The sequence below is a fragment of the Streptomyces sp. 2323.1 genome (assembly GCF_900221035.1).
GTDB lineage: Bacteria > Actinomycetota > Actinomycetes > Streptomycetales > Streptomycetaceae > Streptomyces > Streptomyces sioyaensis.
Genome location: NZ_LT907981.1, coordinates 7,368,379 through 7,382,761, shown reverse-complemented (window position 1 = coordinate 7,382,761; position 14,383 = coordinate 7,368,379). Strand labels below are relative to the sequence as shown.

Annotated in this window: 12 protein-coding genes; 4 read left to right on the top strand and 8 right to left on the bottom strand. The window is 71.9% G+C overall.

All coding sequences use genetic code 11. From position 1 onward, the window contains the following. Nucleotides 1-50: 50 nt before the first annotated feature. Complete coding sequence (locus CPH93_RS31945; protein ID WP_096214818.1) at nucleotides 51-422, bottom strand: hypothetical protein; 372 nt, start codon at nucleotides 420-422, stop codon at nucleotides 51-53. An 89-nt stretch (nucleotides 423-511) separates the two neighbouring features. Then, nucleotides 512-2,026, bottom strand: a complete 1,515-nt coding sequence (locus CPH93_RS31940) for a zinc ribbon domain-containing protein (RefSeq protein ID WP_231977026.1) — start codon at nucleotides 2,024-2,026, stop codon at nucleotides 512-514. Nucleotides 2,027-2,484: 458 nt separating this feature from the next. Between CPH93_RS31940 and CPH93_RS31935 the strand changes: the two genes are divergently transcribed. Continuing rightward, the gene (locus CPH93_RS31935; protein ID WP_093481810.1) at nucleotides 2,485-3,279 is read left to right on the top strand and encodes a carbon-nitrogen hydrolase family protein; all 795 of its coding nucleotides are present in this window, start codon (nucleotides 2,485-2,487) and stop codon (nucleotides 3,277-3,279) included. A 15-nt stretch (nucleotides 3,280-3,294) separates the two neighbouring features. Here CPH93_RS31935 and CPH93_RS31930 read toward each other — a convergent pair whose 3' ends face one another. Together CPH93_RS31930 and CPH93_RS31925 are read right to left on the bottom strand one after the other, a co-directional pair. Next, on the bottom strand, nucleotides 3,295-3,921 hold the full coding sequence (locus tag CPH93_RS31930; protein ID WP_093481811.1) for a GntR family transcriptional regulator: 627 nt from the start codon (nucleotides 3,919-3,921) through the stop codon (nucleotides 3,295-3,297). 81 nt (nucleotides 3,922-4,002) lie between these two features. Next, the gene (locus CPH93_RS31925; RefSeq protein WP_006606616.1) at nucleotides 4,003-4,383 is read right to left on the bottom strand and encodes an ArsR/SmtB family transcription factor; all 381 of its coding nucleotides are present in this window, start codon (nucleotides 4,381-4,383) and stop codon (nucleotides 4,003-4,005) included. A 96-nt stretch (nucleotides 4,384-4,479) separates the two neighbouring features. Between CPH93_RS31925 and CPH93_RS31920 the strand changes: the two genes are divergently transcribed. Continuing rightward, nucleotides 4,480-6,453, top strand: coding sequence for a heavy metal translocating P-type ATPase (locus CPH93_RS31920; RefSeq protein ID WP_096214817.1), 1,974 nt, complete (start codon nucleotides 4,480-4,482; stop codon nucleotides 6,451-6,453). Between the two features lie 76 nt (nucleotides 6,454-6,529). Here CPH93_RS31920 and CPH93_RS31915 read toward each other — a convergent pair whose 3' ends face one another. From CPH93_RS31915 to CPH93_RS31900, 4 genes are all read right to left on the bottom strand, one after another. Continuing rightward, nucleotides 6,530-7,699 carry an aromatic ring-hydroxylating oxygenase subunit alpha gene (locus CPH93_RS31915; RefSeq protein WP_096214816.1) on the bottom strand — a complete coding sequence of 390 codons (1,170 nt, stop codon included), beginning with the start codon at nucleotides 7,697-7,699 and terminating at the stop codon, nucleotides 6,530-6,532. Between the two features lie 11 nt (nucleotides 7,700-7,710). Beyond that, a complete protein-coding gene (gene solA / locus CPH93_RS31910; RefSeq protein WP_096214815.1) occupies nucleotides 7,711-8,871 on the bottom strand; it encodes an N-methyl-L-tryptophan oxidase in 1,161 nt (386 codons plus the stop codon). Between the two features lie 81 nt (nucleotides 8,872-8,952). Continuing rightward, complete coding sequence (locus tag CPH93_RS31905; RefSeq protein WP_093481815.1) at nucleotides 8,953-11,448, bottom strand: GcvT family protein; 2,496 nt, start codon at nucleotides 11,446-11,448, stop codon at nucleotides 8,953-8,955. A gap of 101 nt (nucleotides 11,449-11,549) precedes the next feature. Continuing rightward, nucleotides 11,550-12,635, bottom strand: coding sequence for an S-(hydroxymethyl)mycothiol dehydrogenase (locus tag CPH93_RS31900; protein WP_096214814.1), 1,086 nt, complete (start codon nucleotides 12,633-12,635; stop codon nucleotides 11,550-11,552). Nucleotides 12,636-12,851: 216 nt separating this feature from the next. On the opposite strand from CPH93_RS31900, the gene CPH93_RS31895 reads away from it, so the two are divergent. Together CPH93_RS31895 and CPH93_RS31890 are read left to right on the top strand one after the other, a co-directional pair. After that, nucleotides 12,852-13,172, top strand: a complete 321-nt coding sequence (locus CPH93_RS31895; RefSeq protein WP_093481817.1) for a bifunctional 3-phenylpropionate/cinnamic acid dioxygenase ferredoxin subunit — start codon at nucleotides 12,852-12,854, stop codon at nucleotides 13,170-13,172. After that, complete coding sequence (locus CPH93_RS31890; protein WP_096214813.1) at nucleotides 13,169-14,338, top strand: NAD(P)/FAD-dependent oxidoreductase; 1,170 nt, start codon at nucleotides 13,169-13,171, stop codon at nucleotides 14,336-14,338. Before CPH93_RS31895 ends, CPH93_RS31890 begins: the two co-directional genes overlap by 4 nt. Nucleotides 14,339-14,383 lie beyond the last annotated feature (45 nt).

The window sequence follows — 14,383 nt, the reverse complement described above, 5'->3', positions numbered from 1 at the left end:
CCCCGAGATTCTTCGCGTTCTTCGGTTCCTGGCCTGTGCGTTGCGCCCGCCTACAGCCCGCGGACGGCCTCTTCGATCGTCTTCGCCAGGGCGGCCAGAGCGGTGAACCCCGGCACCGCGCTCACGAGCCCCTTGGCGAACGTCCGCAGCGTGCCCTTGCGCGGTTCCGGCGAGGCGACTTCCTCGCGCGCATCCTCCGCGGCCTCGATCAGGTCGGCGCGGTCGGGGTGGTCGGACCGGCCGAGCTCGTCGATCAGCCGGGAGAGCAGGTCGTCGATCTCCTGGGGAGAGTGCTGCTGCCCGCCGCCGGTCTGGTTCAGCGTGCTGTCCCCGACCTCGGCGCTCGCATTCCGGCCGCTGGCGACGGCGCTGCCGACGACGTTCGAGCCGCCGCTCGCGATGATTCCGTTGTTCTTCTGCATTCCGATTCGTCATCCCTTCTCGGCTCTCGGTCCAGCCTTCTCGGCTCTCGGCCCGGCCTTCTCGGTTCTCGGCCCGGCCTTCTCGGCTCTCAGTCCAGGTTGAGCAGCGGGATCTTGTTGATCATCGTGGAGACACGGGACCTGTCGCCGGAAGCCACCGAGCTGGAGTCCACCCGCGCTCCCCCGGCCGCGATGATCCCGTTGTTGATGATCATTTGCTGACGCTGCACCAGCTCGCCCACGTCGATGCCGCGCTCCACGGCGAATTCGACCAGTGCGTCCAGGACCCGCTTTTCGACCGTCTTCAGGACCATGCCGCTGTCGGCGTTCTGGAAGTGGCGGTGGTGACCCGCGGACGCGGCATGCCGGCGCACGCTCAGCCGCGCCCCGTAGTCGAATCTGCGCAGCCTGGTGATCAGCTTGTTCTGCCGGCGCCTCCGCCAGGACATGCCGTAGTCGGGAGCGAATCCCGTAACCGCCCGCACTGGTGCGGCCAGCAGCACGAACACGGTGCTGACCAGGGTTTCGGTCAGCAGACTGAAGACCTCGCGCACGGGCGGGCGGGGCATGAGGGTGTCGATGACCCGGTAGCGGTCGAGCAGGGGGTACAACACCGTCGGGACCGCCTCCACGAAGAGGTTGGAGTCCGAGCGGACGAAGCGCAGGAAGAGGGAGGTGACCACCTCGCCGCCCCAGCCGGTGGAGTGCACGGCGAGGTACGGGCGTGCCCCTTCCTCGGGTGTCCGTTTCAGCGCATCCAGCTGTTCGTTCGGTACGCGGGCGATGGGGCGGCCGAGTGGGTCGGGCAGGAAGCGCCGGTCCTCCAGGATGGTCGAGCCGTCGACGAAGAGGCGCTCCTCGATCTCCAGACAGGGCAGGGCCAGGGTGCCGACCCGCTCGGCGATGTGGGCGTAGAGATCCGCCACGTCGAATTCCTGCGGCTTGCTCCCCGGCTCGTTCGAGGTGGTGACGTCGAAGGTCAGGGACCACGAGTTGCGTTCGAAGCCGTACCCGATGAACGGCGAATAGCCGCTGTAGGTGGTGACGTTGCCCTCGGCGTAGGTGCCGATCTGGCGGAGGCGCGTCGCGATGTCGTCATTGAGCGGCGTGGGCGCGGCCGCCGGGTCGAACCGGTCCGGGCGCAGGCTTTGCAGATGGCGGCCGTACTTGGTCGAGAGCTCGAAGGAGAACAGGGTCACCCAGGAGAGGAACAGCACCAGCAGGGTGATTCCGCCGTCGCCGACCCAGAAAGTGAAGACGAAAGCCAGCAGGAACAGGACGGTGAGTACGAGGTCCCGGCCGTGGCGGCGGGTGTTGGCAAGGTAGGCGTGCCGGAGGGCCACCGGAATGTCGCACGCCGGGGCGGCCACCACCCCCAGATGGGGTTCGGCTGCGAGCTGTTTGATGAGCGACTTGGCGTACTCACGGTCCAGATAGGCGGCCGCGCAGATGTACCTGGTCACGTCCCGGCCGTTGCCCCACCGCGGTACGGCGATGCGCCGCTGGGCGGTGCTTCCGTTGAGCCGTTCCATGGACACGGTCGGTGCCGTCGGCAAGGAGCCGGAGAGCACCGGAATCGTCGCGGCCGTATCGCCGGCTTCCACGGCTGCACCGCAGTGGGCGCAGAATGCGGCCCCCGGGACCAGGCCCTGACCGCAGCCGGCGCATGCTGTCGATTGCGTCATTGCTCCCCCCGTACATGAGACGACCTCACGTCCGAAAAGTGCACCACAAAGGCACCTGAGAAAACGTCAGAGTCACTCTTTGAGTCAGTTCCGTTACAGATCCGGAAGGGAGGGTGGCTGCCGCGTCCGACCGCGTCGGGTCACCCGCGCTGTCCGTACGGCGCCTCCCGTCAGGCTCGCGTGACCAGGAATGTTTTACGGGGCGCCCGGCGGCCCGTATCGGGCTGAATGGAGGCAGGATGGCCTGGGTGGGGCGTTCCGGCACGTGGGTGCGGGTGTCCCGCCCGGGCCCGTCCGGCGCGTGGGGCGGGCCGGGTCCGGGGGCTGATTCCGGACCGTCGCCAGGAAACCGATCGGCACGAAGGAGAGAGAGCCGGATGCGTATCGCGCTGTGCCAGATGACGGCATCGACCGATCCGAAGCAGAACCTCGCGGAGGTGCAGGACCACGTCCGCCGAGCGGCGCGCGAGGGGGCCCGGCTGGCGGTCCTTCCCGAAGCGGCCATGGTGCGGTTCGGGGCGTCGCTCGGCGCGGTGGCCGAGCCGCTGGACGGGCCATGGGCCGAGGGGGTGCGCGCGGTCGCCCGGGAGACGGGGGTGACGGTGGTGGCGGGCATGTTCACCCCGGCTGACGGCGGGCGGGTCGCGAACACCCTGCTGGCGACCGGGCCCGGGGTCGAGGAGTCCTACGACAAGATCCATCTGTATGACGCCTTCGGTTTCCGGGAGTCCGACACGATCGCGGCGGGCAGCCGGGTGGTGACCATCGACGTCGACGGGGTCCGGGTGGGTCTGGCGACGTGTTACGACCTGCGCTTCCCCGAGCTGTTCCGGGCGCACGCGGACGCCGGGGCGACGGTGTCGGTACTGCCCGCCTCGTGGGCGGCGGGGCCGGGCAAGCGTGCGCAGTGGGACCTGCTGGTGCGGGCCCGCGCCCTGGACGCGACGGTATGGGTCGCGGCCGTCGATCAGTCCGCCCCGGACCCCGAGGTCGATCCGGAGGCCCCGACCAAGACGCCGAGCGGGGTCGGGCACAGCGCACTGATCGGCCCCGACGGGACCGTACGCGCACAACTGGGCGCCGCGCCGGACCTGCTCGTCGGGGAGGTGGACGCCGAGGAGGCGCTCCGGGTACGGCGGGCCGTGGCGGTGCTGGACAACCGGCGGCTGTAGGGCCTGTCCGGTGGGTCAGGCGGCCAGGAGGCTGCGCCGGGTCGCCTGGAGGTGGCTGTCGATGGCCGCGCAGGCGGCCGCGGCGTCCCCGGCCGCCAACCCGTCGAGGATCTTCCGGTGTTCGGCGAGCACCTCGTCGTGGCGGTGGCCGGAGCGGTAGTGGGCGGTCACGCCGGCCCTGGTCTGACGGCTGCGCAGGGCGTCGTGCTGACGGCTCATCAGGGTGTTGCCGACGGCGGCGACGAGGGTGGCGTGGAAGCGGTGGTCGGCGGCGAGGAACTCCTTGGCGCCGGCCTCGCCGCGCAGCGCCTCCTGCCGGTCCAGGATGCCGGCCATCTCCTCGACGGGTGCGGTGCCCCGCTCCGTCGTGCACTGGGCGGCGAAGCGCTCGATCAGACCGCGCATCTCCATCAGTTCGCCGATCTCGCGGCCGGACAGCGGGGCGATGTGGGCCCCGCGCTTGGGCACCAGCCGCACCAGATCCTCGGCGGCGAGCAGCAGCAGGGCTTCCCGGATCGGGGTGCGGGAGACGCCGATCCGGTCCGCGATCTCCTGCTCGGACAGGAAGCGGTCCTGCATGGCCGGGTCGGTCAGCACACTTTCCTTGAGATAGGCGTAGGCCTTCTCGCGCCCCGACTGCATCGCCCGCTCTCCCCACTCGTGACATCCCGCCACGGGATACCGCATACCGCCTGTATGCGAAGGCTACACGGTGGGCGGGGGTCAACGACCCGCGGTGTCCACCCGCCCTGATGGTGCGTCATGGAGGCCGAGCCGCAGATGCTCGACGTGGAAGAGCGCCTGGTCGAGGAGTTCGGCGACGTGGTGGTCGTAGAGCGCGTAGACGATCGAGCGGCCGTTGCGTTCGCCGGTGACCAGGCCGAGATTGCGCAGCAGCCGGAGCTGATGGGAGCAGGCGGACTGCTCCATCCCGACCGCGGCGGCGAGATCGCCGACCGCGCAAGGGCCCTCCTGGAGGCGGGCCAGGATGCGCAGCCGGGAGGGGGTCGACAGGGCCTGGAGCGTCGCGGCGACGTCATCGGCTCCCACGGCGTCCAGTCGCTCGCGGGTGGTGGTGCGGTTGTCATCCATTCCGTGGCCCATGGGAGCCATCTTAACGACGATAGATGAAGACCTCTTCATTCGTTCCGGTACGGTGGTGACCCTGCCGGTTCCCCGCCCGTGAAGGGTTGTTCTGTCATGCCTGCTGCCGTCCTCCAGCGTCCGCCCCGGGCGCCCGCCGCCCGGCCCGGCGCCCCGAGGCGCACCCGGGTCCTCGCCCTGGCCGAGGCCCGCTGGGCAACCGCGGCCACCGTTGCGTTCCTGGTCGCGCTGCCGCTGCAACTCACCGGCGCACCGGCCGGGTTCTGGGGGCCGCTCTATGTCCTCACGTACGTGACGGGTGGGTGGGAGCCGGCCTGGTCGGGGCTGCGGGCGCTGCGGGAGAAAACCCTCGATGTCGATCTGCTGATGGTCGTCGCCGCCCTCGGTGCCGCGGCGATCGGTCAGGTGCGGGACGGGGCGCTGCTGATCGTCATCTTCGCCGGCTCCGGCGCCCTGGAGGCGCTGGCCACCGCCCGTACCCAGGACTCGGTGCGCGGCCTGCTCGATCTCGCCCCGGGCACCGCGACCCGGCTGGCCGACGACGGCAGCGAGGAGACCGTGGCCACCGCGGACCTGGTCGTGGGCGACCTCGTCCTGGTCCGGCCCGGCGAACGGATCGGCGCGGACGGCCGCGTACGGCACGGGACCAGCGAGGTCGACCAGGCCAGCATCACCGGTGAGCCGCTGCCGGTGGTCAAGGAGTGCGGTGACGAGGTGTTCGCCGGCACCCGCAACGGCACCGGCGCGCTGCGCATCGAGGTCGAGCGCGATGCCGGCGCCTTCGTCATCGCCCGGATCGTGGCCATGGTCGCCGAGGCCTCCGGGACCAAGGCGCCCACCCAGCTGTTCATCGAGAAGGTCGAACAGCGCTATGCGATCGGCATGGTGGCCCTCACCCTGGCGGTGTTCGTCCTCCCGCTGGTCTGTGGCGCGGATCTTGAGCGCGCCCTGCTGCGGGCCATGACCTTCATGATCGTCGCCTCGCCGTGCGCGGTGGTGCTGGCGACCATGCCGCCGCTGCTGTCGGCCATCGCCACCGCCGGGCGGCACGGTGTGCTGGTCAAGTCGGCCGTCGTCATGGAACGCCTCGGCCAGGTGGACGCCGTCGCCCTGGACAAGACGGGAACCCTGACCGCGGGCGCCCCGCAGCTGACCGCCGTCCGGCCGCTGCCCGGCCCGGGGTGGTCCGAGGAGACCCTGCTGACCTTGGCGGCCGCGGCGGAACACGGCAGCGAACACCCCCTGGCCCGCGCGATCGTGGCCGCCGCCCGCGACCGCGGGCTGTCCCTGCCGGCCGCCGAGGAGTTCGCCGCCACCCCCGGCACCGGCGTACGGGCCACCGTCGACGGCACCCGGATCGCGGTCGGCGCCCCGGCCCGGATGCTGCCCGCCGGCCATCCGGCCACGGCCCAGGCGGACGCCCTGGTCGCGGAGTTGGAGGAGGCCGGACACACCGCGGTCCTCGTACTGGCTGCCGGGGTGCCGGCCGGGGTGCTGGGCATCGCCGACCGGCAACGCCCGGACGCGGCCGCCACCGTCGCCCTGCTCGAAGCGCTCACCGGCCGGACGCCGATGCTGGTCACCGGCGACAACCCGCGGGCCGCGGCCCGGCTCGCCGCGGCCGTCGGCATCACGGACGTACGTGCCGGACTGCTGCCCCAGGACAAGGCGGCCGCCGTCCGCGCGGAGGAAGCGGCCGGGCGACGGGTGCTGGTGGTCGGGGACGGGGTGAACGACGCCCCGGCGCTGGCCGCCGCGCACACCGGGATCGCCATGGGCCGGGCGGGCTCCGACCTCGCTGTGGACACCGCGGACGCGGTCGTGGTCCGGGACGAACTCGCCGCCGTACCGGCCGTGATCGCGCTGTCCCGGGAGGCCCGCCGGCTGGTGGTCCAGAACCTCTTCCTCGCCTCGGTGTTCCTCTCCGGTCTGGTGGTGTGGGACCTGGCCGGTGAGCTCCCGCTGCCCCTGGGCGTCCTCGGCCACGAGGGCTCCACCGTCCTCGTCGGCCTCAACGGGCTGCGGCTGCTGCGCACCGCGGCCTGGCGCCGGGCGGCGGCCCCGCGGTAGGGGTCACCGCCCGGCAGCGGCGGCCACGGGTCCGCCCGGAGCGAGGCGGGAATCCCGGACCGCCGACGGCCGCGGGTCAGGCCCCCTCCCCCGCCAGCCGGTCGGTCACCCACCGGTGGAAGGCGCCGATGTGGTGCTCGCTGGGCACCAGCACCCCGCCGGCGCGGTACGCACGGGAGCTCATGGCCGGCTGGGTGCGCTCGCAGGCGTCGAAGTCCTGGGCGTTGACCCGGTGGAAGAGCTCGACGGACTTGGAGAAATCGGCGCCGGAGTCGACCACCTCGGGCAGATACAGCCAGTCGCATTCGACGACGGTGCGGTCGGGCGCCATCGGGAACATCCGGTGGACGATGACATGGTCCGGGACGAGGTTGACGAAGACCTGCGGCCGGACGGTGATCGCGTAGTACCGGCGGTCCTGGGTGTCCTCGATGCCGGGGAGCCGGCCGAAGCCCTCGGTGCCGTCCACGGTGAATCCGGTGGCCTCCTCGGCGAACGCCGCACCGTGTCCGACGTAGTACTGGGCGGCGAAGCCGTCGGCGAACTCCGGGAGCACCTCGGTGAGTTCGGGGTGGATGGTGGCGCAGTGGTAGCACTCCATGAAGTTCTCGATGATGAGCTTCCAGTTGGCGTGCACGTCATAGGTGAGGCGCTTGCCGAGGGCGAGGCCTTCGGTGCGGTAGCGGTCGAGGGAGGCGGTGTCCCCCAGCCGCTCGATGGCCGCACCGATCACGGTGTCCTCGAAGGACGGGGGTTCGTCGGCCAGGCACACCCAGGCGTAGCCGAGCCACTCGCGCAGCGGGACGGGGACCAGACCGCGCTCGGTGCGGTCGACGTCCGGCATCTTCTGCAGGTTGGGGGCGGCCACCAGGCGGCCGTCGAGGTCGTAGGTCCAGGCGTGGTACGGGCACTGGAGGTTGCGGCGGACCTCGCCGGACTCCTCGGTGCACAGCTGCGCGCCACGGTGCCGGCAGATGTTGAGGAAGGCGCGCAGGGCGCCGGAGCGGTTGCGGGTGATCAGTACGCTCTCCCGGCCGATCCGGACGGTGCGGAAGGCGCCGGGCTTGTCCAGGTCGGCGCTGCGGACCGCGCAGAACCACAGCCGCTCGAAGATCTTCTCCTGTTCCTGGCGGAAGATGTCCGGGTCGGTGTAGTGGTGGCCGGCGAGGGTGGCGAGCAGGCTGGGTGCGGTCGCGGGAGTTGCGGTGGCTGCGGCCGGCGCGGACTGGGTGGGTGTGGTCGTCATATCCGGTCTCCTCAGGCGGCCGCGGCGGCGGGCCGGCGGGGGTCGAACAGCTCGATGGGATGCGCGGTGGCACCGGTCAGTGCGAGATCGGCGACGATCTCACCGACCACCGGCACGAACTTGAAGCCGTGGCCGGAGAATCCGCAGGCGACGGTCACGGTCTCCGGGTGCGCGGGATGCCGGGTGATCACGAAGTGTTCATCGGGGGTGTTGGAGTACATGCAGGTGGCGGCCTTGAGGAAGCGGCCGGGGAGCGCGGGCAGCCGCGGGGCCAGCTGCGCGGCCATGGCGCGTACCTCGTCGTCGTGCACGGTGCGTTCGATGGTCTCGGGGGTGCAGACGGTGCCCTTGCGGAAGAAGGCGACCTTGGCGCCGCCGGCGGGGCCGTCGATGGACGGGAAGCCGTAGATCTGGACGCCCCGGTCGTCCTCCCATATGTAGATCGGGTGCCGGTCCGGGACGAAGTGCGCGGTGCCGCCGTCGGGGGCGAACCAGTACATGACCTGCCGCTCGATGGTGAACGGGACGCCGAGGTCGGTGAGCAGCTCGGGCGCCCAGGCTCCCGGGCAGATCACCAACTGGCCCGCGGTGTAGGAGTTTTCGGGGGTGTGGACCCGGACCCCGGAGCCGCCGGGCAGCTCCTCCCAGCGGGTGACCGGCTCCTCGAAGTGCAGCTCGGCGCCGTCCTGGCCGGCGAGCTGGACATGGGCGGCCACGGTGTACTCCGGCCGGACCAGGCCCGCCCGCTCCTCGTACAGGGCGACCTCGTCGTCGGCCGGGGTGAGCGTCGGGAAGCGGCGGCGGATCTCCCTGGCGTCCAGCATCTCGTGCGGGAGGCCCCACTGCCGGGCGGACTCCAGGCTGCCGCGCACCGTACGGCTGTCGGGGCGGCCGACCATCACCCCGCCGCAGAGGGTGGCGATCTCCCGGCCGGTGTCACGCTCCAGCTTCTCGTACAGCTCGTACGAGCGCAGCAGGAGCGGTACGTAGGCGGGGTCCTCGAAGTAGGACTGCCGGGTGATGCGGGAACCGCCGTGGCTGGAGCCGCGGTTGTGCACCGGGCCGAACTTCTCCAGGCCCAGGACCCGGGCGCCGCGGGCGGCGAGATGGTGGGCGGCGGCGCTGCCCATGCCGCCGAGGCCGAGGACGATGACGTCGTAGGTGGGAGCCATGCGGTTGCTCCTTCTGCGTACGGGGTGCGGGTGCTGCGTACGGGGCGTGCGGGCGGCCGGCCGGCGCCGCACCGGCCGTTCCTACCTGCGGATGCGCTCCATCTGCGGGTCGAAGAGCGGCTCCTGGGCGACGGTGGCGGGGATCTTCTCACCGAAGTACTCGATATGGACGGCGGTGCCGGGGACCGACGCACCGGCCGGCAGCCAGGCGTAGGCGATCCCGCGGCCGATGGTGTAGCCGTAGGCGGCGGAGGTGACATAGCCGGCCGGGGCACCGTCGACATGGACGGGTTCCTTGCCGAGCACGACGGCCGAGGGGTCGTCGAGGGTGAGACAGCTGAGCTTGCGCGGTGCGGTGTCCTCGCTCATGCCCTCCAGCGCGGCCCGTCCGATGAAGTCGCCCTTGGCGGGACGGACCGCGAAGCCGACGCCGGCCTCGTACGGGTTGTGCTCGGTGGTCATGTCATGGCCCCAGGCGCGGTACCCCTTCTCCAGGCGGAGGCTGTTGAAGGCGCTGCGCCCGGCGGCGATCACCCCGTGCTCCTGCCCGGCCTCCCAGAGCGTGTCCCACAGGCGGAGCCCCAGGTCGGCGGTGGTGTACAGCTCCCATCCGAGCTCGCCGACGTAGCTGAGCCGCATCGCCGTGACCGGGACGTGGCCGAGGTGGGTGTGCCTGGCCTTGAAGTAGCCGAAGGCCTGGTGGGAGAAGTCGTCGCGGGTGAGCGGCTGGACGAGGTCGCGGGCCAGCGGGCCCCAGACGCCGATGCAGCAGGTGCCGGAGGTGATGTCGCGGACCTGGACTCCCCCACTCTCGGCTTCGCTCAAGCGGGAGGGGCCCCCATCGTCGGGGGCGTGCCGGAGCAGCCAGTCGAGGTCGGATCCGCTGTTGGCGCCGACCTGGAAGCGGTCCGGGGCAAGCCGGGCGACGGTGAGGTCGGAGCGGATGCCGCCGGCCTCGTCCAGGAGCAGGGTGTAGGTGACCGCGCCCGGCTTCTTCGCGAGGTTGTTGCTGGTCATGCGCTGGAGGAAGGCGAGGGCACCGGGTCCGGTGACCTCCAGCCGGCGCAGTGGGGTCATGTCGTACAGGGCCACCTTTTCGCGGGTCGCCTTCGCCTCGGCGGCGGCGATCGGCGACCAGTAGCGCGCCGACCAGGCGTCGCGCGCGGGGAGTTCGAGCCCCTCGGCGAGCGGGGCGTTGGCCTCGTACCAGTGCGGGCGTTCCCAGCCGCCGCCCTCCAGGAAGTACGCGCCGAGTTCCTGCTGCCGGGGGAAGAAGGGGCTGGTGCGCAGCGGGCGCGGCTGGTCCATGGGCTGCAGCGGATGGAGGACGTCATAGACCTCGATGAAGCTCTGTGCCCCGCGGTCGGCGATGTACGCGGGCGAGCGCTGGGCGTCCTCGAAGCGGTAGAGGTCGCACTCATGGATGTCGATGGCGGGCCGGCCGTCCGTCATCCACTCGGCGACGGCCTTGGCGACGCCCGCGGAGTGGGTGACCCAGACCGCCTCGGCGAGCCAGAATCCGCGCAGTTCGCGGGATTCGCCGAGGACCGGCATGCCGTCGGGGGTGAAGGAGAAGACGCCGTTGAAGCCCTCGGCCACCCGGGAGTGAGCCAGCGCGGGCAGCAGTCCGATGCTGTCCTGCCAGCTCGGGGCGAAGTCGTCCGGGGTGAAGGGCAGTGACGACGGCATGGTGGGGGCGTCGTCGTAGGCGGGGACGGTGAAGGGGTCGACGGGCATCGGGCGGTGGGCGTAGGAACCGATGCCGAGCCGGTCGGTGTGTTCGCGGAAGTAGAGATCGCGGTCCTGGAAGCGCAGGATCGGCTTGCTCGCCTCTGTGCGCGGGTCGTTGACGCCGGCGAGTTCGGGCAGCGGTGCGGTGGTGGCGTACTGGTGCGCCAGCGGGAGGAGCGGGACGTCCACCCCGGCCATCGCGCCGATCACCGGGCCCCAGAAGCCGGCGGCCGAGACGACGTGGTCGGCGGGGAAGGTGCCCCGGTCGGTGACCACGCCGGTGACGTGGCCGTCCGCCCGCTCGATTCCGGTGACGGTGTGCCGCTCCAGGAAGCGGGCGCCGCGCCCGGCGGCCCGGGCGATCTGGGCGCGGCAGGCGAGCAACGCCCGGGCCAGGCCGTCGTCGGGGGTGTGGAAGCCGCCGTGCAGCCGGGTCTCGTCCAGCATCGGCCACAGCTGCTTGCACTGGTTCGGGGTGAGGAGTTCACCGCGTACGCCCCAGGAGGCGGCGAGTCCGGCCTTGCGGTGCAGGTCGGCCCAGCGGGCCGCGGTGGTGGCGACCTCCAGTCCGCCGACGGGGTGGAAGCAGGGCAGCCCGTCGACGTCGAGGGAGCCGAACTTCCGCACCGTGTAGGCGGCGAACTCGGTCATGGTCTTGGACGGGCCGGTCTGGAAGACCAGGCCGGGCGCGTGCGAGGTGGAGCCGCCGGGGGCCGGCAGCGGGCCCTGTTCGAGGACGGTGACATCGCTCCAGCCGCGGGCGGTCAGCTCGTCGGCGAGGGAGCAGCCGACGATGCCGGCGCCGATGACAACCACACGGGAACGGTTTGCGGGCGTGTGGGACATGCCCCTCCTCCTGCTGCTGGTCGGGGGTGGTCGGGCGGGCGGGTGGGTGCAGCCGTTGCGGGTGGGTGCGGCCGTTGCGGATCAGGGGGTGTGTAACACCGTCACAGGACCACGACGGAGCGCAGGACCGTGCCGTCGCGCATCTTGTCGAAGGCGGACTCCACCTCGTCCAGGGCGATCGTCTCGGTGACGAATCCGTCGAGGTCGAGCCGTCCGCTGAGGTAGCGGTCGATGAGGACCGGGAAGTCCCGGCTGGGCAGACAGTCGCCGTACCAGGAGGACTTCAGCGCGCCGCCCCGCGAGAAGAGATCGATCAGCGGCAGCTCGATGCGCATGTCCGGTGCGGGGACGCCGACCTGGACCAGCGTCCCGGCCAGGTCGCGCATGTAAAAGCCCTGGGTGTAGGTCTCGGGGCGGCCCACCGCGTCGATCACCACATCCGCGCCATGACCGCCGGTGAGGCCGCGGACCGCCTCGACGGGGTCCGTACCGCGGGAGTTGACCGTATGGGTGGCGCCGAAGCGGGTGGCGCCGTCCAGCTTGCGGTCGTCGAGGTCGACCGCGATGATCCGGCGCGCCCCGGCGACCGAGGCGCCGGCGATCGCCGCGTTGCCGACCCCGCCGCAGCCGATGACGGCGACGGTGTCCCCGCTGCCCACGGCGCCGGTGTGCACGGCCGCCCCGTATCCCGCCATCACTCCGCAGCCGATGAGTCCGGCGGCCTCAGGGCGGGCATGGGGGTCGACCTTGACCGCCTGTCCGGCGGCGACCAGGGTCTTCTCGGCGAAGGCCCCGATGCCCAGCGCGGGACTGAGCGGGGTGCCGTCCAGGAGGGTCATCGGCCGGGCAGCGTTCCGGGAGTCGAAGCAGTACCAGGGCCGTCCCCGGCGGCAGGACCGGCAGCTGCCACAAGGCGCCCGCCAGGCGAGGACGACGAAGTCACCGGGCGCGAGATCGGTGACCCCGGGCCCGACGGCCTCGATCACACCGGCCGCCTCATGGCCGAGCAGAAAGGGGAATTCGTCGTTGATCGCGCCGTCCCGGTAGTGCAGGTCGGTGTGGCAGACCCCGCAGGCCTGGACGGCGACGAGGACGTCTCCCGGGCCGGGATCCGGCACCAGGATCGTCTGCAGCTCGACCGGTGCGCCTTGTTTCGCCGCGACGACGGCATGGACTTCGTGTGGCATGCCCTACCCCTCAGTGTTGCGCACTGCACGACTGGTTGCGCGATGAGAGACATAGTGGGAACGCCGGATCGGCACCGTCAAGGGGGTGTGGGTGACCTCTTCACACCGTGACGGGCATTTCTCAGGACCGCTTGACGCATGGGCCCAGCGCTTGGATTCTGTTGCGCATAGCGCTCCATCGTGCGCACCGCGAAACTCGATGATCCAGGGGGTCCTGTGATTCCGGTCTGCCGTCTCGCCGATCTGCCCACCGGCGAATCCGTACGCATCGACACCGCACCTCCGATCGCCGTCTTCCACGCCGAGGGGCAGTTGTACGCGATCGACGACACCTGCACCCACCAGGACGCCTCGCTCGCGGACGGCTGGCTGGAGGGGTGTCTGGTCGAATGCCCGCTGCACGCCGCGACCTTCGATCTCCGTACGGGAGCGCCCACCTGTCTGCCGGCCCGCCGGGCGGTGCGCACCCACCCCGTGACCGTCGAGGACGGCATGATCTACGTCCAGCACGCCGCCGAGGAGGGCACCGCCGCATGAAGTCGGTCGCTGTCATCGGAGCCTCGCTGGCCGGCCTGTACGCCGCCCGGGCCCTGCGCGCCCAGGGGTTCGACGGCCGGCTGGTGATCGTCGGGGACGAGCACCACCGCCCCTACGACCGCCCGCCGCTGTCCAAGGACTTCCTCACCGGCACCACCGGCCAGGACCAACTGGCCCTGGCCGACGCCGAGGAGATCGCCGAACTCGACGCCGAATGGCTGCTGGGCACCGAGGCCACCGGCCTCGACACCGGCGGCCGCACGGTGCTCCTCGACGGCGGCCGGTCCCTGACCACCGACGGTGTGGTCATCGCCACCGGCGCCACCCCGCGCCGCCTCCCCGGCCCGCCGCCCGCCGGCTCGCACACCCTGCGCACCCTCGACGACGCGCAGGCCCTGCGCGCGGACCTGACGCGCGGCCCGGTCCGGGTCGTGGTGATCGGCGGCGGCTTCATCGGCGCCGAGGTCGCCTCGTCCTGCACCGCCCTCGGGCATCACGTCACCATGGTCGAGGCCGCCCCGCTCCCCCTCGTCCCCCAACTCGGCGACACCATGGCCGGAATCTGCTCCGCCCTCCATGCGGACCACGGCGTCACCCTGCTCACCGGCACCGGGGTCGCCCGTCTGCACAGCGGCGGTGCCGGCAACCACGTCACCGGCGTCGAGCTGGCCGACGGCCGGCTGCTCCCCGCCGACGTGGTCGTCACCGGCATCGGCGTCCAGCCGCGCACCGCCTGGCTGGCGGGCTCCGGACTACCGCTCGACGACGGGGTCCGCTGCGACGCGGGAGGCGTCACCCCGCTGCCGCAGGTCGTGGCCGTCGGTGATGTCGCCAGGGCGGCCGGAACCCGTACCGAACACTGGACCAGCGCCACCGAACAGGCCGCCACCGCGGTGGAAAACCTCCTGGCCGGCCGCACCGTCGCGACCCACCGGAACCTGCCGTACTTCTGGTCCGACCAATACGGCGTCCGCATCCAGTTCGCCGGCCGGCGGCTGCCCGACGACACCCCGCGCATCATCGAAGGCTCCGCCGACGACCGCAGCTTCCTCGCCTGCTACGAACGCGACGGGCAGCCCACCGCGGTACTCGCCCTCAACCGCCCGCGCCCCTTCATGCGGCACCGCCGCGCACTCGCCCGCGCCGCCGAGCCGGCCACCACCTGACCCGCCCGGCCGTGGTCCCGGCGCAGTTCGTCCGGGTTCCACGCC